27 protein-coding genes, 1 tRNA gene and 1 pseudogene are annotated in these 25154 nt (G+C 60.2%); 10 read left to right on the plus strand and 19 right to left on the minus strand.

All coding sequences use genetic code 11. From position 1 onward, the window contains the following. The first annotated feature begins 11 nt into the window (after window positions 1-11). From LGQ03_RS06355 to LGQ03_RS06365, 3 genes are all read left to right on the plus strand, one after another. Complete coding sequence (locus tag LGQ03_RS06355; protein WP_090160800.1) at window positions 12-227, plus strand: putative signal transducing protein; 216 nt, start codon at window positions 12-14, stop codon at window positions 225-227. Continuing rightward, entirely contained in the window at window positions 224-988 is a 765-nt protein-coding gene (locus LGQ03_RS06360) for a tRNA1(Val) (adenine(37)-N6)-methyltransferase (RefSeq protein ID WP_226747719.1), read from the plus strand. Before LGQ03_RS06355 ends, LGQ03_RS06360 begins: the two co-directional genes overlap by 4 nt. A 119-nt stretch (window positions 989-1107) precedes the next feature. After that, a complete protein-coding gene (locus tag LGQ03_RS06365) occupies window positions 1108-1272 on the plus strand; it encodes a YdcH family protein (protein WP_083484400.1) in 165 nt (54 codons plus the stop codon). Here the strand turns inward: LGQ03_RS06365 and yddG are convergent. The 4 genes from yddG to LGQ03_RS06385 all read right to left on the minus strand — a co-directional run bounded on the left by yddG (window position 1269) and on the right by LGQ03_RS06385 (window position 5218). Continuing rightward, entirely contained in the window at window positions 1269-2132 is an 864-nt protein-coding gene (gene yddG / locus LGQ03_RS06370) for an aromatic amino acid exporter YddG (protein WP_226747720.1), read from the minus strand. The genes LGQ03_RS06365 and yddG overlap by 4 nt on opposite strands. Before the next feature lie 72 nt (window positions 2133-2204). Next, window positions 2205-2927: an acetoacetyl-CoA reductase gene (gene phbB, locus LGQ03_RS06375; protein ID WP_226747721.1), complete on the minus strand. Its 723-nt coding sequence runs from the start codon at window positions 2925-2927 to the stop codon at window positions 2205-2207. Between the two features lie 185 nt (window positions 2928-3112). Further along, window positions 3113-4288: an acetyl-CoA C-acetyltransferase gene (locus tag LGQ03_RS06380; RefSeq protein WP_226747722.1), complete on the minus strand. Its 1176-nt coding sequence runs from the start codon at window positions 4286-4288 to the stop codon at window positions 3113-3115. Window positions 4289-4384: 96 nt separating this feature from the next. Then, window positions 4385-5218 carry an EAL domain-containing protein gene (locus LGQ03_RS06385; RefSeq protein ID WP_226747723.1) on the minus strand — a complete coding sequence of 278 codons (834 nt, stop codon included), beginning with the start codon at window positions 5216-5218 and terminating at the stop codon, window positions 4385-4387. Between the two features lie 51 nt (window positions 5219-5269). Here LGQ03_RS06385 and LGQ03_RS06390 point away from each other — a divergent pair, with 51 nt between their 5' ends. Continuing rightward, entirely contained in the window at window positions 5270-5839 is a 570-nt protein-coding gene (locus tag LGQ03_RS06390) for a DNA-3-methyladenine glycosylase I (RefSeq protein WP_226747724.1), read from the plus strand. On the opposite strand, the gene LGQ03_RS06395 is transcribed toward LGQ03_RS06390, so the two are convergent. From LGQ03_RS06395 to LGQ03_RS06440, 10 genes are all read right to left on the minus strand, one after another. Next, on the minus strand, window positions 5826-6266 hold the full coding sequence (locus tag LGQ03_RS06395; RefSeq protein ID WP_226747725.1) for a molybdenum cofactor biosynthesis protein MoaE: 441 nt from the start codon (window positions 6264-6266) through the stop codon (window positions 5826-5828). The genes LGQ03_RS06390 and LGQ03_RS06395 overlap by 14 nt on opposite strands. Beyond that, entirely contained in the window at window positions 6266-6511 is a 246-nt protein-coding gene (moaD, locus tag LGQ03_RS06400; RefSeq protein WP_226747726.1) for a molybdopterin converting factor subunit 1, read from the minus strand. Before moaD ends, LGQ03_RS06395 begins: the two co-directional genes overlap by 1 nt. A gap of 1 nt (window position 6512) precedes the next feature. Beyond that, the gene (gene pgsA / locus LGQ03_RS06405) at window positions 6513-7175 is read right to left on the minus strand and encodes a CDP-diacylglycerol--glycerol-3-phosphate 3-phosphatidyltransferase (RefSeq protein WP_226747727.1); all 663 of its coding nucleotides are present in this window, start codon (window positions 7173-7175) and stop codon (window positions 6513-6515) included. 111 nt (window positions 7176-7286) lie between these two features. Further along, entirely contained in the window at window positions 7287-9158 is a 1872-nt protein-coding gene (gene uvrC / locus LGQ03_RS06410; RefSeq protein WP_226747728.1) for an excinuclease ABC subunit UvrC, read from the minus strand. 295 nt (window positions 9159-9453) lie between these two features. After that, a complete protein-coding gene (locus tag LGQ03_RS06415; RefSeq protein WP_226747729.1) occupies window positions 9454-10233 on the minus strand; it encodes an SDR family oxidoreductase in 780 nt (259 codons plus the stop codon). Continuing rightward, the gene (locus LGQ03_RS06420) at window positions 10230-11186 is read right to left on the minus strand and encodes a calcium/sodium antiporter (protein WP_226747751.1); all 957 of its coding nucleotides are present in this window, start codon (window positions 11184-11186) and stop codon (window positions 10230-10232) included. The genes LGQ03_RS06415 and LGQ03_RS06420 overlap by 4 nt, the downstream gene beginning before the upstream one ends. Next, window positions 11183-11350: a hypothetical protein gene (locus LGQ03_RS06425; protein WP_056036429.1), complete on the minus strand. Its 168-nt coding sequence runs from the start codon at window positions 11348-11350 to the stop codon at window positions 11183-11185. The genes LGQ03_RS06420 and LGQ03_RS06425 overlap by 4 nt, the downstream gene beginning before the upstream one ends. Then, window positions 11351-12145 (minus strand): S49 family peptidase, encoded by a 795-nt coding sequence (locus LGQ03_RS06430; protein WP_226747730.1) that lies wholly within the window; start codon window positions 12143-12145, stop codon window positions 11351-11353. It abuts the gene before it with no gap. A gap of 38 nt (window positions 12146-12183) precedes the next feature. Next, the gene (locus tag LGQ03_RS06435) at window positions 12184-12945 is read right to left on the minus strand and encodes an ABC transporter permease (RefSeq protein WP_226747731.1); all 762 of its coding nucleotides are present in this window, start codon (window positions 12943-12945) and stop codon (window positions 12184-12186) included. Continuing rightward, window positions 12942-13871 carry an ABC transporter ATP-binding protein gene (locus tag LGQ03_RS06440; protein ID WP_090160770.1) on the minus strand — a complete coding sequence of 310 codons (930 nt, stop codon included), beginning with the start codon at window positions 13869-13871 and terminating at the stop codon, window positions 12942-12944. The genes LGQ03_RS06435 and LGQ03_RS06440 overlap by 4 nt, the downstream gene beginning before the upstream one ends. A gap of 159 nt (window positions 13872-14030) precedes the next feature. Between LGQ03_RS06440 and LGQ03_RS06445 the strand changes: the two genes are divergently transcribed. Beyond that, the gene (locus LGQ03_RS06445; protein WP_226747732.1) at window positions 14031-14570 is read left to right on the plus strand and encodes a CBS domain-containing protein; all 540 of its coding nucleotides are present in this window, start codon (window positions 14031-14033) and stop codon (window positions 14568-14570) included. Window positions 14571-14628: 58 nt separating this feature from the next. Here the strand turns inward: LGQ03_RS06445 and LGQ03_RS06450 are convergent, their stop codons facing one another. The 3 genes from LGQ03_RS06450 to LGQ03_RS06460 form a co-directional block, all read right to left on the minus strand. Next, on the minus strand, window positions 14629-17274 hold the full coding sequence (locus LGQ03_RS06450) for a TRAP transporter large permease (protein WP_226747733.1): 2646 nt from the start codon (window positions 17272-17274) through the stop codon (window positions 14629-14631). 21 nt (window positions 17275-17295) lie between these two features. Then, window positions 17296-18258, minus strand: coding sequence for a TRAP transporter small permease subunit (locus LGQ03_RS06455; RefSeq protein ID WP_226747734.1), 963 nt, complete (start codon window positions 18256-18258; stop codon window positions 17296-17298). A gap of 108 nt (window positions 18259-18366) precedes the next feature. Then, on the minus strand, window positions 18367-19449 hold the full coding sequence (locus LGQ03_RS06460) for a TRAP transporter substrate-binding protein (RefSeq protein WP_056036409.1): 1083 nt from the start codon (window positions 19447-19449) through the stop codon (window positions 18367-18369). Between the two features lie 203 nt (window positions 19450-19652). Here LGQ03_RS06460 and LGQ03_RS06465 point away from each other — a divergent pair. Beyond that, a tRNA-Asn gene (locus LGQ03_RS06465) sits at window positions 19653-19727 on the plus strand. A 111-nt stretch (window positions 19728-19838) separates the two neighbouring features. Here LGQ03_RS06465 and LGQ03_RS06470 read toward each other — a convergent pair. Then, a pseudogene (locus tag LGQ03_RS06470) lies at window positions 19839-20061 on the minus strand (transposase); the annotation flags it as partial. A 29-nt stretch (window positions 20062-20090) separates the two neighbouring features. Between LGQ03_RS06470 and LGQ03_RS16770 the strand changes: the two are divergent. Next, entirely contained in the window at window positions 20091-20462 is a 372-nt protein-coding gene (locus LGQ03_RS16770; RefSeq protein WP_090160761.1) for an HNH endonuclease, read from the plus strand. A 267-nt stretch (window positions 20463-20729) separates the two neighbouring features. On the opposite strand, the gene LGQ03_RS06480 is transcribed toward LGQ03_RS16770, so the two are convergent. Continuing rightward, a complete protein-coding gene (locus LGQ03_RS06480; RefSeq protein WP_226747735.1) occupies window positions 20730-21491 on the minus strand; it encodes a class I SAM-dependent methyltransferase in 762 nt (253 codons plus the stop codon). Between the two features lie 123 nt (window positions 21492-21614). Between LGQ03_RS06480 and LGQ03_RS06485 the strand changes: the two genes are divergently transcribed. Genes LGQ03_RS06485 through LGQ03_RS06495 form a run of 3 tightly spaced genes read left to right on the plus strand, consistent with a single transcriptional unit; the run spans window position 21615 to window position 24611 of the window. Beyond that, window positions 21615-22745, plus strand: coding sequence for an ABC transporter substrate-binding protein (locus tag LGQ03_RS06485; protein ID WP_090160757.1), 1131 nt, complete (start codon window positions 21615-21617; stop codon window positions 22743-22745). A 46-nt stretch (window positions 22746-22791) separates the two neighbouring features. Continuing rightward, entirely contained in the window at window positions 22792-23853 is a 1062-nt protein-coding gene (locus LGQ03_RS06490) for a FecCD family ABC transporter permease (protein ID WP_090160754.1), read from the plus strand. After that, complete coding sequence (locus LGQ03_RS06495; protein WP_226747736.1) at window positions 23847-24611, plus strand: ABC transporter ATP-binding protein; 765 nt, start codon at window positions 23847-23849, stop codon at window positions 24609-24611. Before LGQ03_RS06490 ends, LGQ03_RS06495 begins: the two co-directional genes overlap by 7 nt. The last annotated feature ends 543 nt before the right edge of the window (window positions 24612-25154 follow it).

Consider the following 25154-nt stretch of genomic DNA (forward strand, 5'->3'; position numbering starts at 1 on the left):
ATGGTGGCGTCATGAAGGAACTGCTGCGCACAAACGACCCCACGGTCATCGCCCTCGCCACGGCCCTGCTCAAGGTCGAGGAGATACCCTGTTTCACCTTCGACGTAAACATGAGCGTGCTGGACGGCAGCTTGGGCATCTTGCCACAGCGGGTCATGGTCGCCGACCGGGATCTGTTCATGGCACGCGCCGTCATGCGTGACGCAGAGATCCACACATCGCCATGACCGACGCCGACACTGGCGTGACCCACGATGCCTTTCTCGGGGGGCGTCTGACGCTGCGTCAGCCTCGGCAAGGATACCGCGCAGGGGTCGACCCCGTGCTACTGGCCGCCAGTGTTCCCGCCACACCGGGTCAGCGCATTCTGGACGTGGGATGCGGCGTGGGGACGGCGATGCTGTGCCTGCATGCGCGTGTACCGGACCTTTCGCTGACGGGGGTCGAGGTGCAGGCGGACTATGCGGCGCTCGCGCGTCTGAACGCCGCTGACAACAACGCAGATGCCGTGGTGCATACAGCCGATCTGACAGACCTGCCGGATGCCGTGCGCCAGCAAACCTATGATCATGTGATCATGAATCCGCCCTATTTCGATCGTGGTGCGGGCGCGGCCGCTGCCGATCCGGGGCGGGATCTGGGGCGCGGTGGCCCCGTCGGACTGTCCGCCTGGCTGGACTGCGGTATCCGCAGGGTCAGACCCAAGGGCACGTTAACGGTGATCCATCCTGCCGGGCAGTTGGACCTGATCCTGTCGACACTGTTCGGACGGTTGGGATCCATGCAGGTCAGGCCGCTGTCAGCACGGGCTGGTCGCGCCCCCAATCTGGTCATCGTTCAGGCCCGTCACGGTGGTCGTGCGCCGCTTGCACTGGCGGCACCTCTCGTCCTGCATGCCGGCGCGATACATAACGACGATCGCCCGGATTACACCCCGCAGATCGCTGCAATCCTGCGGGACGGCACAAAATTGCCGATGCAGGATTAATAATTTGGCAAGAATTGCGCAGCAGGCTGGTCCTACGCAACGCATCTCACGAAACAGATGACAAATCGATGACGCTGTGCTGAACTGACATTGTTCTAAATCAACCAAAGGAGCGGATCATGAGCCTCACTTCCCACATTGCAGAGTTGAAGAAGAAGCACCAAACCCTGTCGGACAGTGTCGAACAGTTGCAGCGCAGTGCCGGTTCGGATGACTTGGAAATCGCCCGCCTGAAAAAAGAAAAACTGATGTTGAAAGAGGAAATTTCCCGCCTTTCGGCCTAACCTCGCGCGGCGCTGGCCCGTGCTGCCAGCGCCGCCCCGGCCATGATCAGGGCGGTCGCGCCCGCCAGTGTCCATGTCGCGGGCGACAAGCCCGCAACAACCAGGGCAACTGTCGACAACAGCGGTGCTGCATAGGACGCAGCACCCAAAACTTGAATATCGCCGCGTTTCATCCCGACATCCCAGACAAAAAACGCGACCCCGACAGGCCCCAGCCCCAGCCCTGCGATCGCCAGCCAGCCGCTGATCGTTGGTGTGACCCAGCTTTCCGCCAGCAGGTGCACGCCCCCCGACAACACCGCAGTCGCTGCGCAAAAAACGGTGACACTGACCGTCGGCACATCACCGAACCTGCGTGACAGAACCGAATAGCCAGACCAGAACAACGCGCAAAGCAGCGCCAGACCGTAACCGACAAACGCCCCGCTACCCGGTGTGCCGCGCCCTGCCCCGATGATCAGCGCGGCCCCGGCGAATCCCAATATCGCCCCGACGATATGACCCCGACGCAGCACCTCGCCCGGCAGAAGACCAGAAAACAGAACGATCAGCAGCGGCCACAGGTAGGCGATCAGCCCTGCTTCTGCTGGTGGGGCCAGCCGCAAGGCAGAAAAATACAGCGCGTGATAGCCGAACAATCCCACGGTGCCAAAAACATAGATGCGCGGAGGCACCCGGGACAACTGGCTCAAGGTGCCGCTGCCCCAGCCCCAGACCAGCCCGACACCGGCCCCGATGCCAAAGGTCAGTGCGGTCAGCTGGAACGGCGGGACCGGATCGGTCGCAACCGTAAACAACGCCAAAAGTGCCCAAAGCAGGACGGCGACGAAACCGGTCAAGGTGGCAGTGCGACGTGTCATGAAACCAAATGCAAAAGAGCCGGGGGTCTGTCCCCCGGCTCTCTTGGCATATGCGGTGCGCCTGAGAAAGCGTCAGGTCATGTATTGGCCGCCGTTGGCCGTAATCGTCGACCCGGTGATGAACCCCGCGTCATCAGAGGCCAGGAACACGACCGCACGGGCGATCTCTTCGGCTTCACCCAACCGACCCACGGGAATTGCACCAACGATGCTGTCCATGACCTTTTCGGGGATCGTGCTCATCATGTCGGTGTTGATGTAGCCCGGTGCGACGACGTTCACTGTGATACCAGCGCGCGCGCCTTCCTGTGCCAGCGCCTTTGTGAAACCGATGTCGCCGGCCTTGGCCGCGGCATAGTTTGCCTGTGCAAACTGCCCCTTCTGGCCGTTGATCGACGAGATGGTGATGATGCGACCGAACTTGCGTTCGCGCATGCCCGGCCAGACAGGGTGGGTCATGTTGAACACGCCGGTCAGGTTGGTGCCGATCACCTCATTCCACTGGTCTGGCGTCATCTTGTGAAATGGCGCGTCGCGGGTGATACCAGCATTGTTGACCAACACTTCGATGGGACCGACCTCGTCGGCGACCTTTTGCAGGCCGGCAGCGCAGGCGTCATAGCTGCCCACGTCCCATTTATAGGTCTTGATCCCGGTTTCATCGGTAAAGGCCTTTGCCTTTTCGTCGTTGCCCGCATAGGTCGCGACGACCGTGTATCCCGCCGCCTTGAGGGCGTGACTGATCGCCCCCCCAATGCCACGCGTGCCACCAGTCACGAGTGCTACTCTCGCCATGTTTCTTCCTCCCTTGAGTCGATCTCCGCACCTATCGTAGTGGTTCAGCCCATCAGGTCTATCACCTTATGGGCAAGTACATGGGAAATTTAGGTTTTTGCTGCACCTGCGAACGAAATCCGGCCGCCAGAGGACTGACGGCCGGATAACGTTCAATTCAATCGGGGTCGTGCCCCGATCCGCCGTCAGGGACGTTCGACGCAAAGCGCGACACCCATGCCGCCGCCGATGCACAGCGTGGCAAGGCCTTTTTTGGCACCGCGACGCTGCATTTCGAACAGCAAGGTGTTGAGAATACGCGCGCCAGATGCCCCGATCGGGTGACCGATCGCGATGGCACCGCCGTTGACGTTCACGATTTCGGGGTCCCAGCCCATTTCCTTGTTGACCGCGCATGCCTGGGCGGCAAACGCCTCGTTCGCCTCGACGAGGTCAAGGTCCGACGCTTTCCATCCGGCCTTGTCCAGCGCCTTGCGGCTCGCGTGGATCGGGCCCACGCCCATGATCGAGGGATCCAGACCGGCGGTCGCATAGGATACGATCCGCGCAAGCGGTGTGATGCCCCGCTTTTCAGCCTCGGCATCGGTCATGAGGATCACACCGGCCGCACCGTCATTCAGGCCTGACGCATTGCCGGCCGTCACTGTCCCGTCCTTGGTAAACGCAGGGCGCAGTTTCTGCATCCCCTCGACCGACGCGCCGTGGCGGATGTATTCATCCTCTTCGACGATCGTGTCGCCCTTACGGGTCTTGACGGTGAACGGAAGGATTTCGTCCTTGAACTTGCCGGCCTTCTGCGCGGCCTCGGCCTTGTTCTGGGAAGCCGCAGCAAAGGCGTCCTGGGCGTCGCGGGTGATCTCGTACTTTTCAGCAACGTTTTCAGCCGTCTGACCCATGTGATAGTTATTGAACGCGTCCCACAGACCGTCACGGATCATGGTGTCCACGAATTTCGCATCGCCCATCTTGTAGCCGGCGCGCAGATGGGCCGCATGGGGGGACAATGACATGTTTTCCTGACCACCCGCTGCCACGATATGCGCATCACCCAGCTGAATGTGCTGCGCGCCCAACATCACGGCACGCAAACCGGACCCGCAGACCTGATTGATGCTCCACGCCGAGGATTCGATCGGCAACCCGGCGTTGACATGGGCCTGACGCGCGGGGTTCTGTCCCTGCGCCGCGGTCAACACCTGCCCCAGGATCGTCTCAGACACCTCCGATTTGTCGATACCGGCGCGCGCGACGATCCCTTCCAGCATCGCAGTTCCCAGATCATGGGCTGGGACATTGGCAAACGCCCCGTTAAAGCTGCCGACGGCGGTCCGCCCTGCGGATGCGATCACAACATTGGTCATTTCATACCTCTTTCACTGGACTGCCCGCGCACCACGCGCGCGCGCATTTCCGCTGAACGGTATGGCGACAACAAACCAGAGGCAAACCAAAAGAGGTCACACCAGACGGAAATTGGGCACGCCGGTATGATACCCCTGCAGGCAATCCACACCGATCCGGGTCAGGATCTGCGCGTCACGTTCCGATTCCACCCCCTCTGCCACGACAAACATCTCGAATTGACGGGCGACCGTGGTCAGCGCCTCGACCAGAACCTGATTTTCGGGATGCTGCGCCAACTGCGCGGTAAATCCCTTGTGCACCTTGGCCAGATCGAAACAGAAATCCCGCAGATGCAGAAATGATGTCAGCCCGCCACCAAACCCATCCAGTGCAAAACAGACGCCGCGCGGCTGCATTTCGATCATGAACCTGATCACCACCTCGTGCAGCAGCATCGCGGATTGTTCGCTGATTTCCAGAATCAGTCGGTCATCCAGATTGCCCCGGGCCGCCAGCGCATCGGCCATCGTGCTGCGCCAGCGCCAATCTGCCAGCGACCGGGCCGAGACATTGATGGACAGACGCACATGCGGGTTTTCTGACAGCAATCGCAGCGCCAGTTTCAGCGCCAGCGTGTCGATGCGCCGCCCGGCGTCGGTATCGGCCACCTGCGGCATGAATTGCTTCGCTGGCAAGACACGCCCACCATCATCCAGCAAACGGATAAGCCCCTCGTAAAAGCAGACCCTGCGATCTGTCGTCGCCGAGACCACAGGCTGAAACGCCAGTCGCGCACGGCCCGCATCCAGCGCCTCGGACACGAGAGTCTGGATGTCCGCGTCACGACTGGCAAAAGCCGCGACAAGCGGATCCGAAAATTCAGGTACGCCCCCGTTGGCGTCGATGATGGCAAGCATGGCCGCGTTGTCCGGTTTAGGTGATGTCATCCTGACGCACCACGGGCTAAGATCGCGTTAATGCGACCCGAGGACTGCAAAATGACCCTACGACGCTGCGACTGGGCCGGGCATGACCCTGTCTATCAGGCCTACCATGACACCGAATGGGGGGTGCCGGACTACGACAGCCGCGCCCTGTTCGAAAAGCTGATCCTGGACGGATTTCAGGCCGGGCTGTCCTGGATCACCATCCTGAAAAAGCGCGACAATTTTCGCACCGCCTTTGCCGGGTTCGATCCTGACATCATCGCCACTTGGGGCGATGCAGAGGTCGCGCGGCTGCTGGCCGATCCTGGCATCGTGCGCCACCGCGGCAAGATCGAGGGGGCGATCAAGAACGCCCGCGCCTACCAGAAAATCGAGGCGGATCAGGGTTTCAGCAATTTCCTGTGGTCCTATGTCGATGGCAAGCCGCTGCAAACCTATCGTGCGACCATGGCCGACGTGCCTGCGCAGACGCCGCTGTCGCAACAGGTCTCGAAGGACCTGAAAAAGGCGGGTTTCACGTTTTGCGGGCCGACGATCGTCTATGCGTTCATGCAGGCGTGCGGGTTAGTCAACGATCACATCGTCGATTGCCATCGTCACGCAGCACTTACCAACGGCTAAGCGCGTCCTCGTCGGCATCCTTGGCGGCGACCCAATCCGCACCGTCGGCGGTCACTTCCTTTTTCCAGAACGGCGCGCGGGATTTCAGGTAATCCATCAGAAAATCGGCTGCGGCAAAGGCATCGGCGCGATGTGCAGAGGCTGTCGCAACCATCATGATCGGATCGCCGGGGGCCAATTGACCGAACCGGTGTATCACCAGCGCATCGTTCAGGTTCCAGCGGGTCACGGCCTCGGACACCAGTGCGGTGATCGCGCGTTCCGTCATGCCGGGATAGTGTTCGATCAACATGTGCCGCAGACCACCGTCCACATCGCGTACCACGCCCGTGAAACTGACCACGGCCCCCGCACCGGGCGCATCGGCCGTGAACCGGTCCAGTTCGGCACCGGCACCGAATGCCGCCTCTTGAATGCGGACTGCCATCAGCCCCCCGTCATCGGCGGAAAGAAAGCGACCTCGCGCACGCCTGCCAGAGGCGCATCAAAATCGGTCAGCTCCTGATCCAGCGCCACCCGCAGCGCCGTGATATCGGCAAAGGCCACCGCATACCGGTCTTCGCGGGCGCAGAGTTCCGCCACCAGATCGGCCACGGTCGCGGCCTCAGTCTGGATCGTCTCGCGTGGCAGGCCGATGCGTTCGCGCACCCATGCAAAATACATAATATCCATGTCAGCTATCCTTGAGATAGGGCAATGCCTTGCGGAAATAATCCCATCCCGTCAGCAATGTCAGCAGTGCCGCGATCCACAATCCCGTGATGCCCGCATACCATGACAGCATCATGCCCCAGTATTTCCAGACCAAGCCCAGCTCGTCCGGCAGATTGCCCGTCAGTATTGCGTCGCGGGTCTGGGCATCCATGCCAAAGGTCTGCATCCCGAGGTAGTGCTCAAACGCACCCGTTGCGAAGAGCAGCGCAATCGCGATCATCTGTGCCGTGGTTTTCCATTTTGCCATCTGGGTCACCTTGAGCGTTCCGGCGGTATCCCCCAAAAATTCACGCAGGCCAGACACGAACACTTCACGGAAAATGATCAGCGTGGCGGGCAACAGGATCCACGGATTCATGCCGGAAAACCCGGTGATGACCAGTAGCGCGATAACCACCATCGCCTTGTCCGCAATCGGATCCAGCATCGCACCCAGCTTGGTTTCCTGCCCCCAGGCCCGCGCCAGATAGCCGTCCAGGAAATCCGTCAGCGCCGCACCACTGAACAAAATCAGCGCAAACCAGTCCGCCCAAGGCCGATTGAAATACAAGAACATGACCGCCACCGCAGGCGCGGCCAGCAGGCGCAAAATCGTCAGGATATTCGGCAGGTTCAATGTCATGGCGTAGTCATAGCTGCACCGGCCCCGTTAGGCCAGATCAGGCAACAGTTCACCTTTCGCTGTTTTCAAAATATCCCGGGGGACGGCCGCAGGCCGGGGGGCAGCGCCCCCTCACCCGTTTTCGTGAAAATAATCATAGATCGTCTGGGCGATGTTCTGACTGATCCCGTCCACCGCCTGCAAATCGGCAACATTGGCGCGCGCCACCGCCTTGGCCGACCCGAAATGCGCCAGCAGCGCACGTTTGCGCCCGGCCCCGACACCGGGCACATCATCCAATGGCGTGGCCCCGATCGCCTTGGACCGTTTCGCGCGGTGCGTGCCGATGGCGAAACGGTGCACCTCGTCGCGCATCCGCTGGATGAAATAAAGAACCGGGTCGTTATGGCGCAGCGCCATGACCGATTTCCCGGTGCGGTGGAATTCTTCCTTGCCCGCATCGCGGTCGATGCCCTTGGCGACCCCGACCATCGGCACGTCACCGACTCCCAGCTCTTCCATGATCTCGCGCACGGCGCTGACCTGCCCTGCCCCGCCATCGATCAGCAACAGGTCGGGCCAACTGCCTGCTTGCCGGTCGGGATCCTCTTTCAGCAGACGCTGGAACCGGCGGGTCAGCACCTCTTTCATCATGCCGAAATCGTCACCCGGCGTCAGGTCATCGCCGCGAATGTTGAATTTGCGATATTGGTTTTTCTCGAACCCCTCGGGTCCGACAACGACCATCGCACCCACCGCATGCGCCCCCTGGATGTGAGAGTTGTCATAGACTTCGACCCGCTGCGGCACCTTTGGCAAATCGAATGCTTCGGCCACGCCTTTCAACAACCGACCTTGTGTCGCCGTCTCGCTCATCTTGCGGGCCAGGCTTTCGCGGGCGTTGCGCAGCGCACCCTGAACAAGGTCGGCCTTTTCACCGCGCTGCGGCACGATGATCTCGACCTTGCGGCCCAGGCGGTCGGACAACGCCTGCACCATCAGATCGTCGTTATCCAGACCGTGGCTCAGGATCAGCGCGCGGGGCGGGTCGCGGTCGGAATAGAATTGCCCGACAAAGGCCTCGATCACCTCTGACGGGTCCTCGTCGCCGCTGATCCGGGGGTAATAGTCGTGATTGCCCCAGTTCTGACCGGCCCGGATAAAAAACACCTGCACGCAAGCCTGCCCGCCGTCGAGATGCAGGCCCATGACATCAGCTTCTTCGACATTCTTGGGATTGATGCCTTGGGTCGATTGCACCTGTGTCAACGCCTTGATCCGGTCGCGCATGGCGGCTGCGCGTTCGAATTCCATCGCCTCGGATGCGGCGTTCATGTCCGCGGCCAGTTTTTCCTGAATCCCCTTGGTCCGGCCTTGCAGAAATGCCTGCGCGTCCTTCACCGATCGTGCGTAGTCCTCAGCGCTGATATGCCCGACACAAGGACCGCTGCACCGTTTGATCTGGTATTGCAGGCAGGGCCGCGTGCGCGTCTCGAAATCCTGATCCGTGCAGTTGCGCAGCAGGAACACGCGCTGCAACTGGTTCAGCGTGCGGTTCACGGCACCAGCACCCGCAAAGGGTCCATAGTAGTCGCCCTTTTCCTTTTTCGCCCCGCGATGTTTCTTGATCTGCGGATAGGTGTGGCCTGTCGTGACCAGAATGTTGGGAAAGGATTTGTCGTCACGCAGCAGCACGTTGTAGCGCGGCTTGAGCTGCTTGATCAGGTTCTGCTCCAGCAGCAGCGCCTCGGTCTCCGTCTTGGTCGTGAGGAACATCATTGACGACGTTTCCTGAATCATCCGCGCGATCCGGCGTGAATGCTGCGGCGACGGCCGGGAATAATTGCTGACCCGCGCCTTGAGATTGCGCGCCTTGCCGACATAAAGAACACGGCTTTCGTCATCCAGCATGCGGTAAACGCCGGGCGAGGAGTCCAGCGTGCGCAGATAGGATGCGATAAGATCATAGCCGGTCTTGGCAGGTTTGGTCTTGGCGTCGGTCATTCCGGGGTCCGTCAGATGGTCTGCGATTCGAAGCCGCCGTGTAACGATAACCGCGCCATCGCAAGATGAAAGGCATCCACCGTTTCTGTGGATAACTCCGTGGGCAAAAGCCTGTGAGGTGGGAAAAAGTTAACGATTACGTCTACTTCAGCAACCTGCCTTATTTTGAGGCATCCACTTAAAGCCCTGAAATTAAATATATTTTTTATTACAAATTTGTAAACTGCTGTTGTTAAACAGAATTTACTAACGCCACGGAAGGCTGCAAACCAAGGTGCACAACTCAAGTGTCAGGCTACTCTGACACCATCGCATCGGGCGTTTCCCACCCCAGATGCTGACCGCCGTCCACGGTCATCAACTGCCCCGTGACGGCGCGTGCGTCCAGCAGGTAACCCAGCGCTGCGACGATCTCTTGCGGACTTGCGCCACGCGACAGCACCGTGGCGGCGCGCTGCTGCGCAAAATCCGACGCAGATTGCCGTGCGCCCTGCAACGTCGGTCCGGGTGCGATTGCGTTGACCCGGACGCGAGGGGCCAGCGCCTGTGCGCTAGTCTGGGTCAGGGTCCACAATGCCGCCTTGGCCAGCGTGTAGGTCGTGAACTGGGGCGTCAGTTTCAGCACGCGTTGGTCGACCATGTTCACGATCAGACCTTGCGCCAGCGGCTCGCCCCGGTCGTCTGATCGCGGTTCCGCAACCTGGGCTGCAAACCCTTGAGTCAGGACGAACGGCGCGCGCAGATTGCTGCCCATGTGCCGGTCCCAACTCTCGCGCGTGGCGGTTTCAAAATCGTCACCCTCAAAGATGGAGGCATTGTTGATCAACACCGTCAGCGGCCCGCCCAATGCGCGGGCGGCATCAGGGATCAACGCCGCGGTCGGCCCGTCGTCCAGCAGATCGGCCCTCACGCAGACCGCCTGCCGGCCCATGGCGCGGACCATGTCCGCCACCTCTTGCGCGGCATCCGCCGAGGTATTGTAGTGGATAGCCACGTCATAACCCCGAGCAGCCAGCCCCAGCACCATCGCACGTCCCAGCCGCGCGCCACCGCCTGTCACCAACGCACGGGTCACAGCAGCGACCAGACATAGACGATATAGCCCAGCGTCAGCGCCACGCCCCAGATCCGGGTGATGTTCATCCGCATGAAGACGAACGGGATCAGCAGCAAGGACGCACCAGCCATGACCCACAGATCGAATCGCAGGAATTGGGCATCCACGGGGATCGGTCCGAACAGCGTCGCAATGCCAATGATCGCGAGCAGGTTGAACATGTTTGACCCGATCACGTTGCCCAGGGCCACATCGGCCTGGCGGCGCAGGGCCGCCATGACGGTCGTCGCCAGTTCGGGCAACGACGTGCCAAGCGCCACGAGTGTCAGGCCGATCACACTGTCCGACAGGCCGAAATCCTTCGCGATCGTGGTGGCACCCCGGATCAGCATTTCAGCACCGACCGGCAGACCGATCAGGCCGGCGATTAGGAACACCGCAATCAATGTCCCACTCATCTCTGGGTCTGCACCCTCCAGATCGTCGGTATCGTCCAATGCCGCGGCAGCGGCGTCTGCTGCACGCGCGCGACGCGCCTGCTGGAACGACCAGCCCAGCATCAGCGCGAGGCCGGCCAGCAGGATCACACCCGAAATCCAGGTCAGCACACCCAGAAAGCACAACGCGATAAACAAGGCAGAGGCGACCAGCATCTGCACGTAGCTGGACCGCGTGTCATGTTCCGCAGTGTGCATCGTTGCCAGCAACGCAGGCACGCCCAGAACCAGCAGGATGTTGGCGGTGTTCGACCCCACGACATTGCCCAGCGCCAGCCCCGGCACACCGTCGATCACGGATTTCACGGAAATCAGCAGCTCTGGCGCGGATGTGCCGAACGCCACGATGGTCAACGACACGATCAGCGCGGGCACACCCAGCCGCAGCGACAGGTTGACCGCGCCCTTGACCAAGGCGTCACCTGCAAACAGCAGAATGACCAGACCCACGACGACAAGAATCCATTCCATCAGGGATGCCCTTTTTCACAGGGGCAAGGCCCCTTGCCGATGCGGTAGCGACCGCAGTTTTTACATTTTGCGTCCGCCAGCCGTTGCTGCCCCGGAAAGCGCAGCTTGCCGAAAATGCCAAGCACGACCATGCCGACCAGAAAGATGGCGACCGCCTTGATGATCATCTACAGACCGTACCGTGCGAATGCGGCGCGGTCCTCGACCGTGCCGATTGCGTCGCCGATGATCCGCGCGCCCAGACGCTGAAACAGCGACTTTTTCGGGCCATAGCGGCGGAACCGCGTCTTGTCGCCGAATTCAGCCTTCATCACCGGGATCAGGTGACCCAGACCGTCGACCAGACCCTTGTCCACCGCCTTTTGCCCGATCCAGACCTCGCCGGAAAAGATCGCCGGATCGTCGTCCAGATGCGCCTCGCGGCGGGATTTGACGTAGTCGATGAAAATGCCGTGCAGATCGTCCAGCCAGCCTTTCAGTCGGGTGACGTCCTCTTCTTTTTCGGGGCGGAACGGGTCCAGCATGGATTTCGACGTCCCTGCCGTATGCACCCGACGTTCCACGCCGTAGCGCCCGATCAGGTCATGCAGGCCAAAGCCTGCGGAAATCACGCCGATGGACCCCACGATACTGCCCTGATCGGCATAGATTTCATCCGCAGCGCAGGCCAGCCAGTAACCGCCAGAGGCGGCCACGTCCTCGACAAAGGCATAGACCGGAACGTTCTTTTCCTGCGACAGCCGCCGGATCCGTGCTGCGATCAACGATGACTGCACGGGGCTGCCGCCTGGACAGTTGATCTGCAAGGCAACGGCCTTGGGACTGCCCTTGGTAAAGGCTTTTTGCAGCACTGCAGCGAGGCTGGGATCATCCAGACCACGCCCGGTGGTCGTGATCGCGCCTTGCAGGCGCACCACATTCACCACAGGATCGGATTTCATAAACGGGAGGATGTTTTTCATCCCCCCGATCTAGGCTCCCGGCGGTCCGACGACAAGGCTTACTGGCGGATGCGCCAACCGGTGCGGAAAATCCACCATATCGCGGCCATGCAGGCCGCCATGAAAAACGCGATGGCCGCAAGGCTGATCGCCACCGGCACATCCGCCGTGCCGAAGAACGCCCAGCGGAACCCCGAAATCAGATAGACCACCGGGTTGAACATCGTGATCGTCTGCCAGATCGGCGGCAGCATCGTGACCGAATAAAATGACCCACCCAGGAACACGAGTGGCGTGATCACCAGCAAGGGGATCAGTTGCAGTTGTTCGAAATTGCCCGCCCAGATGCCGATGATGAACCCCAGAAGGGCAAAACTGACGCAGGTCATCAACAAAAACGCGATCATCGCGAAGGGGTGCTGCACGGTAATATCGACGAAAAAGAACGCCGTGACAAAGATGATAACCCCGATGAACAACGCCTTGGTCGCCGCAGCCCCCACATAGCCCAAGGTGATTTCCAGAAAATTCACGGGCGCCGACAGCAGTTCATAGATCGTCCCGATGAATTTCGGGAAATAGATGCCAAAACTGGCGTTGCTGGTCGCCTGCGTCATGACCGACAGCATGATCAGCCCCGGCACGATGAACGCGCCATAGCTGACATCCTCGACCGTTTCGATCCGGCTGCCGATGGCCGTGCCGAACACCACGAAATACAGCGACGTCGACAGCACCGGACTGATCAGTGACTGCGTCAGTGTCCGGAAAAAGCGGGCCATCTCGAACACATAGATGGCGCGGATCGCGGTCCAGTTCATGCGCTTTGCTCCTTGACCAGCGTGGTAAAGATTTCTTCCAGGCTGGATTGTTGGGTTTGCAGGTCCGCCATCCGCAGGCCCGCTGCGTCGAGGTCGTTCAACACGGTGCGGATACCGGTCCGTTCGGCGCGCGTGTCATAGGTATATGTGACGGCCCGACCATTCGGGGCCAGCACCAGATCATATTTCATCAATGCGTCCGGAATGGTCTCTACCGGTTCGACCAGATCAACACGCAACTCCTTGCGGCCCATCTGCGACATCATCTCGTCCTTGTTCTGGACCAACAGGATTTCACCCTTGCTGATGATGCCCACACGATCGGCGATCGCCTCGGCCTCTTCGATGTAATGCGTGGTCAGGATGATCGTCACGCCATGCGCCTTCAGGTCGGCCACGACATTCCACATGTCCTTGCGCAGCTCGACATCGACACCGGCTGTCGGCTCGTCCAGAAACAGGACCCTTGGTTCATGCGCCAGCGCCTTGGCGATCAGGACCCGACGTTTCATGCCGCCCGACAGCTCCTTGATCTTGGATTTGGCCTTGTCATCGAGGCTGAGCATTTTCAGAACCTCCGCCACACGGGCCGGGTCCTTTTTCTTGCCGAACAACCCGCGCGAAAACGATACGGTGTTTTCGACCGTCTCAAAGGGTTCCAGATTGATCTCTTGCGGCACCAGGCCGATCAGACTGCGGGCCGCGCGGTAATCCGTCACTGTGTCATGACCACCGACCATGATTTTTCCCGCCGTTGGGACGGTGATGCCGCAAACGGTCGAAATCAGCGTGGTCTTGCCCGCACCATTTGGCCCCAGCAACGCCAGGATTTCGCCCTCGGCGATATCCAGATCGACGCCGCGCAGTGCGACAAATCCACTATCGTAGGCCTTGTGCAGGTTTTTGATGGAAACGATGGCATTCATCGAGGACGTCCTTTGCCAATTTGCCGCACACTACACAGGCGCTCACCAATGGCAAAGCTGCAATGCCGCACAGTCGCGGCACAGCTGACGCGCACCAACTTGCCGTATGGTCAAGCTGCATTAGGTCAAATGACACAGTAACAAACAGAGGATCGCGCAATGGCACAGTCAACACAAAGACCCGGCAGCCGCTTGATGGATCGGCCTGAATACAAGTCCAAGCCAAAGCCACTGACGCGCAGCCCCGAAACCACCGTCTTTGATGCCGTGGCCGCAATGTCGGACAAGAATTATGGCTCTGTGATGGTGGTCGATGCCGACGACAAGGTAATCGGCGTTGTGACGGAACGCGACGTGATGAACAAACTGGTTGGCAAGGGCATGGACGCCAAGACGACCAAGCTGTCGGACATCATGACCGCCAACCCGCGGCTGGCGGTGGAAACAGACGACGTGACTGACTGGATGCGCCAGATGTCGAACGAACGGTTCCGCCGCCTGCCCGTCGTCGACGCCGAAGGCCGGATCAAGGTGGTCTTCACCCAAGGCGACTTTGTGTCATACAGCTGGCCCGAACTGATCTATCAGGCGCGCTCGATGGCAACGGCGAACGTGACGCGGAATTTTCCCTACTACCTGATCGGCGGCGGTATCGCGCTGTATTCCATCATCATGGTGATCGTCGTCAGCATGCTCTGACACCTGCCGGGATCGTCCAAAACCAAAGGGCCGGGGATTTTCCCCGGCCCTTTGCCCGTCAGAAGTTGAGCGAGATATCCCGGTGCCGCGCGGAACAACCCGCGACATACAGTGCCGTCTCGCGGGGCAAACGTGACTGCTGACGCAGACCGATGGTCCCCTGGATCGCCTCGTCATAGGCAATCAGGCCGGGCAAAAGCTCGGTCGCAGCGCGGGTCCGCCATGCGACTTCTGCCGCGAACAGTTCCTGGGCCTCGACCACGTATTCCAGACCGCGCTCGGGATCGGGCGACCTGTCGTCGATCTCGTTGCGGGCATCCGACAAGAGGCCCCGGATATCGCGGGCACCCTCGACATCGCCCAGCGCACTCTCGACTTCACGGAACCGGACATCGGCGGTTTCCGCATCCATCGTCAGCGCATCAGCGGCAAGCGCGTCGATCTGCGGACCCAATGCCGCCAGCGCGTCAACCGAGGCGATGATGGCGCGCAGTTCCGGCACCGGTTCATAGGCCTGGTCGACAGTCCGCCGGTAGATGTTGCGCGCCGTCTGGTTTTCCCGGTTCAGCACGGCATAGGCTTCTTGCGTTTCGGGCCAGGTTTCCGGGATCTGTGCCAGCAGCGCATCGCGCTCTGCCTCCAGCATGTCGGCGCGGGCCAACTGTGCCTCTGGGTCGCCGAACCCACGCGAGGCCCGCAAACGCAGATCTTCGATTTCGGGCTCCAGCATGCGAGCGTCACGTTCCAGTGCCCGCACAAAGGTATGCGGCTCGCGGTAATCCTCGGCGGCAGCGTACTGTGCTGCGGTGGCATCCACGATGCGTTGCATCATCGGCATCGCCTGTTCGGCCTTGTCCAGACCATCGGTCCAGTCGTCAACCAGATCCTCCGGCAGATAGGACACGTCCAACGCACGCGCCTGCTGGATCGCCGATGAAATCGTCGCTGAATTCGCCGCGAATTGTTCGGCCACGAATTCCTCGATGCAATACTGCAATGCCGGGTTTACCGGAGGCGGTGCGTTTTCCGATATGAGCGAGGTCCGGGCGGGCAGATAGTTCACCAGCGGCGGGTTGAATGCCACGATGACCAATGCCGCAAGCTGCAAGCCGATAAAGGCCACGACCCCCTTGTAGATCTGGATGGTCTTGACCGCCGCTGGTGCGACACCGCGCAGGTAGAACAGTGCAAATCCGAACGGCGGTGTCAGGAACGACGTCTGAATGTTCAGACCGATCATCACACCCAGCCAGACGGCCGTGATATTCGCCTCCGGATCGGCCAGCAGGATCGGTGCCACGATCGGCACCACGACGACCGCGATCTCGATAAAGTCGAGGAAGAAGCCCAGAACAAAGATCACCACCATGACGATGATGAATTTCGTCCAGAATCCCCCCGGCAGACCTTCGAGGAAGTGTTTGACCAGTTCCTCGCCGCCAAAGGCGCGGAAGGCCGCGGTCAGCATGGCCGCACCCAGCAGGATGATGAACACCAGCGATGTCGTCTTGGCCGTTTCGACCATGACACCGCGCAGCGCGTCTTCGTTAAAGAATGCACGGATACCCGACCAGATGATCGAGATCGTCAGCAGCGCCACGCCGACGGCCGCGATGGTGACACCGGTGCGGTCCTCTGCGGTCTGCATGTTCAACACGTTGGTGTCGTAGTTGGACAGGGCATAGGTCACGACACCCAGACCGACGATGGCAATAATGGCTGGCGTGAACCTCTGACCGCGCCCTTCGGGATGCAGGCGGTATCCGGCCATGATCATGGCACCCACCGCACCGATGGCCCCGGCCTGGTTGACCGTGGCGATACCCGCGATGATCGACCCCAGCACCAGCAGGATCAGCGCCAGCGGCGGGATCATCGCCAGCAGCACGTTGCCCAGGAACGCCGTGTCGTATTTGCCCTCGTAGGGAACGGCGGGTGCCAGTTTGGGCCGCACGATCGCCACCACGAGAATGAACACGATATAAAGCAGGACCAGCAGCAGGCCGGGGATCATGGCCCCCAGGAACATGTCACCGGCGGATGTGGAACTGACCGCGAATTCCGTCGGCATCGACAACTCGCCGGTCGACGACCGGTACAGGGCCTGACGCGCCTGCCCGGCCTGATCGACGGCACTGGCCAACTGGTCGGCCAGAATGATCAGCACGATGGATGGCGGAATGATCTGTCCCAATGTCCCCGAGGCCGCAATCGTACCCGTGGACAGCGCATTGGAATATCCGTTGCGCATCATCGCTGGCAGGGAAATCATCCCCATCGCGACCACCGTCGCCCCCACGATACCCGTGGTTGCAGCCAGCAGCGCACCGACCACAACGACCGAAATGCCCAGACCACCCGGCACCGGACCGAACAGCTGCGCCATGGTGACCAGCAGATCCTCGGCGATCTTGGACCGCTGCAACATGATCCCCATGAAAATGAACAACGGAATGGCGATCAGCGTATCCCGTTCGGGTTCCCAATAGACCCCGCGCAGGTTCGTCACCCCCGCCGACAGCCATTGTGACGGCCCAGAGTTCGAGAAATACGCCGATGTATCACCGTCAAAGACGTAGCCCGTCGCGGCAGCTGCACCGATTGTCAGGATGGCGGCACCGGGCAGCGCGAACGCCACCGGATAGCCCGATCCAAGGGCCCCGGCCATGATGACGACCAGCATCAAAAGGAAGAAAAGTTCCATATCAGTATCCCTTGGATGCGATTACATCGTGCCGGCGTGCGCGTCGCGCCCGCCCGGCTCACCGCGTTTGTCAGCGATTGAATCCATGAATTGCGCCACGAACTGCACCATCATCGTGATCGCAAAGACAGCGAGGAAACCCGCCATGAAATATTTGACGTAGAGGCCAAAGCCCGCCTGCGTCACCTCGAAAACCAGGATCGGGCCGGCGATCACGCTGCTCGCCGTGCCAAAGCCCACGATCAGGATCGTCCAGCACAGTGTCATCCCCATGATGACCGCACCGACAGAATTGACGCGTCCCTTTGTCTCGCGCCGCATCGAGGCGTAGAACAGGTCAACGCGCACGTGACCATCCTCGAGCAGGGTATAGGCCGAGGCGAACAGGAACAACGCACCGTACCAGAACCGCACCAGGTCCGACAGAAATGCCTGTTCGTAGGAAAAGACGAAGCGGCTGAACACGATCGCCAGTTCGGCAATCACAACCATCAGGGTCAACCAGGTAAACCCAAGCCCCCGGGTCACGGCACCAATGACGATACCCAGAATAATCAGCGGCACATGCAGGTAGACGCCGCGGAAATCGGCCCGCGCGAGGCTGCTGGCGAGGTCATCGCCGACGATCCCCTCGAGAAAGCCCTGCACGCGCAGGAAAGACAGGATCGAATCCCCGATCCCGACCAGCAGAACCACCCAGAACGCGGCCCGCACCAGAAACCGGTTGAAATCGCTGATCCGCGTCGCGTCCGCCCGCAGACTGACGTCAGGGTTGCGAAGCACATACAAAACGGCGACAGCCGCCAGCACAGCAAAAACCGCGACCTGCACCAGGGACAGCGGGTTTTCCAGCCCGGCGGTGACACCCGGAAAATCGAACCAGAAGTTCAGAACAACGTTGACCATGTATCCGGCCGTCACAGCCAAGACCAGCCATCCGAACCCGCGCGCGACCAGTGCACGCGACGCTGACTCTTTTTCCATTCCAGTGTCTCCTGAAAATTTGTGTCTGATATCCGATCAGGGCAGACATGATATCTGCCCTGATCTGTCCCACCCCAGACCGGGCGGGGTCAGTCCCGGTGGGACGATTTAGATGTCCAGAATGCGGTTACGCTTCGTGACATAGGGTGCGTCCGAAAGGTTCGACCAGGCACCGACCGACGCGCGCGCGTTCAGGTGGCTGTCGAAAATTTCGGCGGCCAGCGGGCTGTGATCGCGGGCTTCCTCGATCACCTCGGCAGAGGCCGAACCAAAGGCCTCGTAGACGTCATCGTTGAATTCACGCAGTTCCACGCCGTATTCGTTGATCAGACGGTTGAGGTAGACACCGTTGTTGGCATTGGCTTCTGCCATGGACACGGCGTTTTCCTCGGCACAGGCGACCTTGATGATTTCCTGATCGATGGACGACAGACCCGACCACCAGGACTTGTTCATCCCCAGGCAAAGCTGCGAGCCGGGCTCGTGGAAACCGGGCCAGTAGTAGTACTGTGCCGCTTCATAGAGCTTGAGGAAGAAGTCGTTCCAGGGACCGACCCATTCGGTGGCATCAATCGCACCCGAGACAAGGTTTTCGTAGATCTGGCCGCCGGGAACGGACACAGGCGAGCCGCCCAGCTTGGCGATCACGTCACCGCCCAGACCGGGGATACGCATTTTCAGGCCGCGCAGGTCATCGGCGGATTCGATTTCCTTGTTGAACCAGCCGCCCATCTGAACGCCAGTGTTGCCCGCCGGAAAGCCGATGACGCCAAATTCATCGCCCAGCTTTTCATACAATTCCTGACCGCCGCCGAATTTCATCCAGGCGTCGATTTCTGTATAGGTCAGACCCATCGGGATCGCGGTGAACGGCGACCAGCCGGCGTGCTTGCCCTTCCAGTAGTAGTCGGCACCGATATAGGCCTGAGAGTTGCCGGAGGCGACTTCGTCAAAGCTGTCGAACGCACCGACGCGTTCGCCTGCGGCAAAGTAGTTCACGGCGATGCGGCCTTCGGTCAGCGCCTCGATCCGTGCGGCCAAGCGCTGCGCGCTCGTGCCCAGGCCAGGAAAGTCACGCGGCCATGTGGACACGATGTTCATTTCGGTCGCCGATTGCGCCAGTGCCGGTGTGGCCAGCGCAGTCGCCGCGCCACCAATGGCAGCGGACGTCAGAAATTGTCTGCGTTTCATATAGAATTCCTCCTGTTGGGCGGGCCCATCCTCCAGGCCTTCGCCTCGCACGACTATAAGGACAGTCCGCAACCGGTCCAGCATGAATTTTAGGCAATCGATGCCAAAGACCGGTTTGTCGCAGGGCCGACAAAAACTTCGCCTCGGCATGCAGATTTCCGCTTTACGCCCCAAAACCACACCGCTATAGAGCCCGCAGGTTTTCCGACGTAGCTCAGCGGTAGAGCAGTTGACTGTTAATCAATTGGTCGTAGGTTCGATCCCTACCGTCGGAGCCATAATAAGCCCTCTACGTCAGTGACTTAGAGGGCTTTTTAATCTTTTAAGATACGATCTATGGGCAGTGGGGTAACACTTAGGGTAACAGAATTGCTTTTTGTCGCCCGATGATCAGACTGCATGCTCAGATCAACAAACATACGCTTCAGACTGCGGTTCTCGTCTTTAAGGCTATTCATCTGGCTGATCATGGACGCATCCCTGCCGCCATACTTCGCGCGCCATTTCTTAAAATATGTCATGCTCGCGGCACAGCTCAGCCACCGGCACGCAGCCTTCAGCTTGGAGCAGGATTGAAAGGATCTGGGTTTCGTTAAATCTCGTCATCTCAATCAAAATCTCCTCACGTATCTTGCTGAAAAATTCTACATCCGCATCCCCTTAGTTTTGGGGAGGATTACCCTCGGGTATTAACGGCTTACAAGCGCTGCTTAGTTACAGGGCTCAGCGAAACCGCACTACTTGTCGCCTCGCACATAAAGCCGTGGAGAGATTGCCGCGAAAATCCCGACGATTGCTTGAATCCAGACAACGCTCTTTTGCTCTCACCAAACTGGGACACACTGTTCGATAAGGGCTTCATCAGCTTCGCGGATGGCGGCGCTCTGCTGATTTCTAAGCGCTTGTCGGAAGCCTCCCGAAGATCATTAGGGATTGAGGCCCTGAACGTCTCTCTGAGCGAGCGGCAAAGATATTACCTCATTCATCACCGCTCACTTCATGGTTTCGAATAGACTTAGAGATCGGCCCTTAGCGGTTATTCATCGCCGGACCCTACGCTGCAATGCAGATTACCCAGAACAGCCATTAATGCATTGCGCGGCATTTTCAGGCACCCAAGGCCTGTAAAGCGGACACTCCTGCCGTTCGTTGCAGATGCCAAAGTTTGTGTTGTGCTGGTGCAGCGGATATCAACTTGAGTGGGGAGTTGTCATACGTTGCCCCGGTGAAGCAATGGCTTGAACCGCGCCGGGTTTGCCGGAGATTGCAGATTCTGATCGCTACCTTGGTCGAACGGACTTTATTGCACTGACCACGTAACGGTGTTCCGAGCGGCGCAGGAGCGATTTTCGCCAGCCCAGTTGTGCCGCTTGTGCCCTGTGGACCGGGCCAAGGCGGCGGTCGATGCGGACCTGCGCAAACCCTGCATCGGTCAGCAGGCTGGCAACGGCCTCGGCCCGCGCGCCTCGCGAGAAATGGACCTGCGACAGAATCTCTTTGTGGCGTGCAGCGTTCCCATCACTGACCGCGCGTGCCAACAGGTTCGACAGCCGCGACAGCCAGCTTCGAGTTACGAAATCACCATCCACGATCAATAGCATCCCACCCGGCACGAGAACCCGCTTCCACTCTGCAAATGCTGCTGCCGGATCGACCAAGGTCCAGACCAGGTGGCGGGTCACGATCACGTCCATACTTTCCGGTGGCAGCGTCGTCCGTTCGACATCCGCTTCCAGGAAAGTCATGTCTGGCAATTTCGCACGCGCGCGGTCCAGCATCGGTCCGGACCAGTCGAGACCTGTCGTGTCAAAGCCCATCCTTTTGCAAAGGCGCGCAATTTCGCCAGTGCCAGAGGCGAGATCCAGCAACCTCCGCCCCCTTGCCGTGCCGAGGTGCCAGCGAAACAGCGCCGTCCAAGCAGCCATCTCGGCACCTTCGAAAATCTTGTGGCCCGGGTCGTCATCGAAGGTCGCGGCGCGGTCGGACCAGTATTCGCGGATATCGTCCCGGATGTTTCTGTTCGTCGCTTTTGCCGCGGTCATAGTGTCCCTCGCTTCATCTGTAACCGGTTTTTCTTTATCCGACTATTTTTATCAACCTATAACTTGACTAATTTAGTCGGATAAATTTAAGCCATGAGGAGTTACCAAAAATAGGATACGGACATGACCCTTCGACGCGTGCTTGGTGCGACAGCGCTGACCCTTCTTCCCACCCTGGCGCTGGCAGAGCCCATCACCCTGACAGACATCGCCGGTCGAAAGGTGACATTGGATGGCCCTGCCGATCGCGTGATCCTAGGTGAAGGGCGTCAGATTTTTTTCGCGGCCGTGCTGGACGGCGAAGATCCCTTTCAGCGGGTGGTCGGCTGGCGTGACGACCTCCTTCAGGCGTCACCCGAAAGCTACGCGCTTTATGCTGAGAAGTTTCCCCAGATCGCGGACATCCCCACGTTCGGCGGGTTCAAGGACGGCACCTTCGACATCGAACAGGCCGTGGCACTTGACCCCGACGTGATGATCCTCAACCTCGAGGCGAAGGCTGCCACGGACGAGGCAGGTTACGAGGAGAAACTGGCCAAAGTCGGTATCCCGATCGTCTATGTCGACTTCCGCGAAGAGCCATTCGTGCACACGTCGCAGTCGATGCAGATCATCGGCGAGATCTTTGGCAAGGAAGACCGCGCCGCAGAGTTCAATGCATTCTACGATGCCCAGATCGCCCGCGTCACAGATGTGATCGACGCCCAGACGAACCTCGACCGACCGCTTGTCTTCGTCGAACGCGCTGGTGGCTATTCCGAGGATTGCTGCATGTCCTTCGGCAACGCCAACTTCGGAACCTTTTTGGAACTCGCGGGGGGAGAGAATATGGCCGGTCCGTTCATCCCCGGCACTTTCGGCACGATCAACGCCGAGCAGATTATTGCGTCGAACCCCGACCAGATCATCGTGACAGGCGGCAATTGGGAAGCCTACGTGCCCGGTGGGGACTGGGTTGGCGTCGGGCCCGGCTCGGACGAGGCCGAGGCGCGGACCAAGCTGGCCGCCCTGATGCAGCGGCCCGGTTTTACCGGCGTCAAAGCGGTGGAAAACAGTCAGGTGCACGCGATCTGGCACCAGTTCTACAACAATCCTTACAGCTTTGTCGCCGTGCAGCAGCTGGCAAAGTGGATTCATCCCGAACTGTTCCCCGACCTCGACCCTGAGGCGACGCTGGCGGAACTTCATGCGCGCTTCCTGCCGATCGATTACCACCCCGGCTACTGGGTGTCGCTGAATGCATCCGACAAGTGAGCTGACGGGGCGGCTTGCGAGCCGTCCCACCCTTTGGAGCCATCCCATGACTGCTTTGACACCACACGTCGCGTCCCATGCTGCCAGCTATCGTGGATTGGTCGCGCGACGGATCGTGATCCTGACCGGCCTGACCGCACTTTTGCTGCTGTCGCTGGCGGTCGACGTCGCACTTGGGCCCGCGCGCTATTCCCTGAGCGAGGTATTGCACACGATCTTTGCCCCCGGTGCTGCCGACCTGCAGATGCGCGTTGTTGTCTGGGACATCCGCATGCCCATGGCGCTGCTGGCCGTCACCGTGGGGGCCAGCCTGTCGCTGGCGGGTGCGCAGATGCAGACGATCCTTGCCAATCCGCTGGCCAGCCCCTTCACCCTCGGCCTATCCGCTGCGGCAAGCTTCGGCGCGGCGCTGGCCATGGTGATGGGCGTATCTCTCTTTCCTGCGGCCATCGCGCTGATGGTTCCGCTCAACGCCTTCGCCATGGCGATGGCGGCGTCGCTGCTGATCTTTGGCCTGTCGACTCTGCGCGGCGTGACGACGGAAACCATCATCCTGCTGGGCATCGCGCTGGTCTTTTCCTTCAACGCGGCACTGGCACTCCTGCAATTCTTCGCCTCAGAGCAGGCGCTGTCGGCTGTGGTATTCTGGACCATGGGCAGCCTGACCAAGGCGACATGGGCCAAGGTTGCCGTCACGGCGGCGATCCTTGCGGTTTGCGCACCGCTCTTTGCCCGCCGCGCATGGGCGCTGACCGCGATCCGTCTGGGCGAAATCCGCGCGGCGGCGATGGGCGTGCCGGTCAAGCGCCTGCGGCTCGAAACGCTGTTTCTTGTATCGCTATTAGCCGCTATCCCAGTTTCCTTCGTTGGAACGATTGGCTTCATCGGCATTGTCGGCCCCCATATGGCACGATTGCTCTTGGGTGAAGATCAGAGGTTCTTCCTCCCCGGCGCGATGCTGTCGGGGGCATTGATCCTGTCCGCGACCTCGGTCCTGTCCAAAGCAATCCTGCCCGGTGCGGTGCTTCCCATCGGTATCATCACGGCCCTCGTTGGCGTGCCCTTCTTCGCCGCCCTCATCCTAACCAAAGGACGCAAATCATGGTAACGCTTGCACTGGACCAGATCGGCGCGCGCTATGGACGGCGCACGATTCTGACCGATGCCTCCACCCCTGACATCTCCGGCGGCAGCCTGACCGCGCTGGTTGGCGCAAACGCTGCGGGCAAGTCGACCCTGTTCCGCCGCATCGCGGGACAGTTGCGGGGCTCCGGTGCTATGCGCTTGTCGGGTGCCACAGCAGACGATCTGCGTTACATGCCGCAGGATACCGGCATGAGCGCGGCTTTGACTGTCTATGAATCCATCATCCTGGCACTCAAGCAGGGCGCCGGCGGCTGGCGGCTGTCCGCATCGGAACTGTCCGCCGTCGATGACGCGCTGCAGCGCTTCGGTGTGGCCCATCTCGCAGAGCAGCAATTGCCGGAACTCTCCGGCGGCCAGCGGCAGGCGGTGTCGATCGCCCAGACACTTGTGACGCGCCCCAAGGTGGTCCTGATGGACGAACCGACTTCTGCCCTTGACCTTTACCGGCAGTATGAGGTTTTAGACGCCCTGAACCGCTATGCGCGTGACACCGGGGCCGTCGTGGTTCTTGCGCTGCACGATCTCAACCAGGTTATGCGCGTTTGCACCACAGTGATGGCGCTTGCGCATGGCAGGATTATTGCGACCGGCCCCACGCTGGAAGTGCTGACGCCGCAGATGATCAACCAGCTTTACGGCATCGACAGCCGGGTCGAGCGCTGTTCGCGCGGTTGTCCCATGATGATCGTCGATGGGCCTGCGCAGCAGAATGCTGCGTAACTAAACGACATCGACGGACCCGCATCAGATAGCAGGGTCCTGTATCGGGCCACCTAGGCGTTTTAGACTAAAGTCCGGTTCGGGAGACTCGCGACAGGCTGAATGTCCGGCCCGTGCATCATGCTGCAGAACAGCGTTGGGCAAAGAGGGCTCGAAGCAGGCATGCGGCAACGCCGCGCGCCATACGGCTGACGCCAATGGCAACACCATCGCTTCCGGCCCAATCTGGACATTCGCCCTGTCGCCTATCGCCGCGGCGCAGCTTCAGCAAACCGGTCATCCGTGACATCGTGCAGCATGACCAGAAAGGCGAATGCAAATATGTAAGCCGACATTCGCTATCTCCCCTTCTCAGCCCGCTCCACCTCTGTCCGGTCTTAAGTCAGGTTTCATAATCAATAGATGACGGGAGCCGCGAGGGCGATGGCTGAGAGGAACACTTTGGGGCAGCGATCGTAGTAGGTGGGCGCGCCTCCAATCCTTACGAACTGAGGTGCCCCTAGATTTGTAGACGCTTTGCTTGGTAATTTTGGAACCAAGGAG

It is taken from the genome of Loktanella gaetbuli, from assembly GCF_020531945.1.
GTDB lineage: Bacteria > Pseudomonadota > Alphaproteobacteria > Rhodobacterales > Rhodobacteraceae > Loktanella > Loktanella gaetbuli.

Bases quoted from the DNA above. Each gene is read 5' to 3' on its own strand.
- phbB (WP_226747721.1), bottom strand. From the start codon at position 2,927: ATGGCGAGAGTAGCACTCGTGACTGGTGGCACGCGTGGCATTGGGGGG.
- LGQ03_RS06455 (WP_226747734.1), bottom strand. From the start codon at position 18,258: ATGGAAAAAGAGTCAGCGTCGCGTGCACTGGTCGCGCGCGGGTTCGGA.
- LGQ03_RS06495 (WP_226747736.1), top strand. From the start codon at position 23,847: ATGGTAACGCTTGCACTGGACCAGATCGGCGCGCGCTATGGACGGCGC.
- LGQ03_RS06380 (WP_226747722.1), bottom strand. From the start codon at position 4,288: ATGACCAATGTTGTGATCGCATCCGCAGGGCGGACCGCCGTCGGCAGC.
- LGQ03_RS06430 (WP_226747730.1), bottom strand. From the start codon at position 12,145: ATGAAAAACATCCTCCCGTTTATGAAATCCGATCCTGTGGTGAATGTG.
- LGQ03_RS06480 (WP_226747735.1), bottom strand. From the start codon at position 21,491: ATGACCGCGGCAAAAGCGACGAACAGAAACATCCGGGACGATATCCGC.
- pgsA (WP_226747727.1), bottom strand. From the start codon at position 7,175: ATGACATTGAACCTGCCGAATATCCTGACGATTTTGCGCCTGCTGGCC.
- yddG (WP_226747720.1), bottom strand. From the start codon at position 2,132: ATGACACGTCGCACTGCCACCTTGACCGGTTTCGTCGCCGTCCTGCTT.
- LGQ03_RS06390 (WP_226747724.1), top strand. From the start codon at position 5,270: ATGACCCTACGACGCTGCGACTGGGCCGGGCATGACCCTGTCTATCAG.
- LGQ03_RS06440 (WP_090160770.1), bottom strand. From the start codon at position 13,871: ATGAATGCCATCGTTTCCATCAAAAACCTGCACAAGGCCTACGATAGT.
- LGQ03_RS06445 (WP_226747732.1), top strand. From the start codon at position 14,031: ATGGCACAGTCAACACAAAGACCCGGCAGCCGCTTGATGGATCGGCCT.
- moaD (WP_226747726.1), bottom strand. From the start codon at position 6,511: ATGGATATTATGTATTTTGCATGGGTGCGCGAACGCATCGGCCTGCCA.
- LGQ03_RS06460 (WP_056036409.1), bottom strand. From the start codon at position 19,449: ATGAAACGCAGACAATTTCTGACGTCCGCTGCCATTGGTGGCGCGGCG.
- LGQ03_RS06435 (WP_226747731.1), bottom strand. From the start codon at position 12,945: ATGAACTGGACCGCGATCCGCGCCATCTATGTGTTCGAGATGGCCCGC.
- LGQ03_RS06450 (WP_226747733.1), bottom strand. From the start codon at position 17,274: ATGGAACTTTTCTTCCTTTTGATGCTGGTCGTCATCATGGCCGGGGCC.
- LGQ03_RS06425 (WP_056036429.1), bottom strand. From the start codon at position 11,350: ATGATCATCAAGGCGGTCGCCATCTTTCTGGTCGGCATGGTCGTGCTT.
- LGQ03_RS06385 (WP_226747723.1), bottom strand. From the start codon at position 5,218: ATGACATCACCTAAACCGGACAACGCGGCCATGCTTGCCATCATCGAC.
- uvrC (WP_226747728.1), bottom strand. From the start codon at position 9,158: ATGACCGACGCCAAGACCAAACCTGCCAAGACCGGCTATGATCTTATC.
- LGQ03_RS06490 (WP_090160754.1), top strand. From the start codon at position 22,792: ATGACTGCTTTGACACCACACGTCGCGTCCCATGCTGCCAGCTATCGT.
- LGQ03_RS06360 (WP_226747719.1), top strand. From the start codon at position 224: ATGACCGACGCCGACACTGGCGTGACCCACGATGCCTTTCTCGGGGGG.
- LGQ03_RS06365 (WP_083484400.1), top strand. From the start codon at position 1,108: ATGAGCCTCACTTCCCACATTGCAGAGTTGAAGAAGAAGCACCAAACC.
- LGQ03_RS06395 (WP_226747725.1), bottom strand. From the start codon at position 6,266: ATGGCAGTCCGCATTCAAGAGGCGGCATTCGGTGCCGGTGCCGAACTG.
- LGQ03_RS06355 (WP_090160800.1), top strand. From the start codon at position 12: ATGAAGGAACTGCTGCGCACAAACGACCCCACGGTCATCGCCCTCGCC.
- LGQ03_RS06485 (WP_090160757.1), top strand. From the start codon at position 21,615: ATGACCCTTCGACGCGTGCTTGGTGCGACAGCGCTGACCCTTCTTCCC.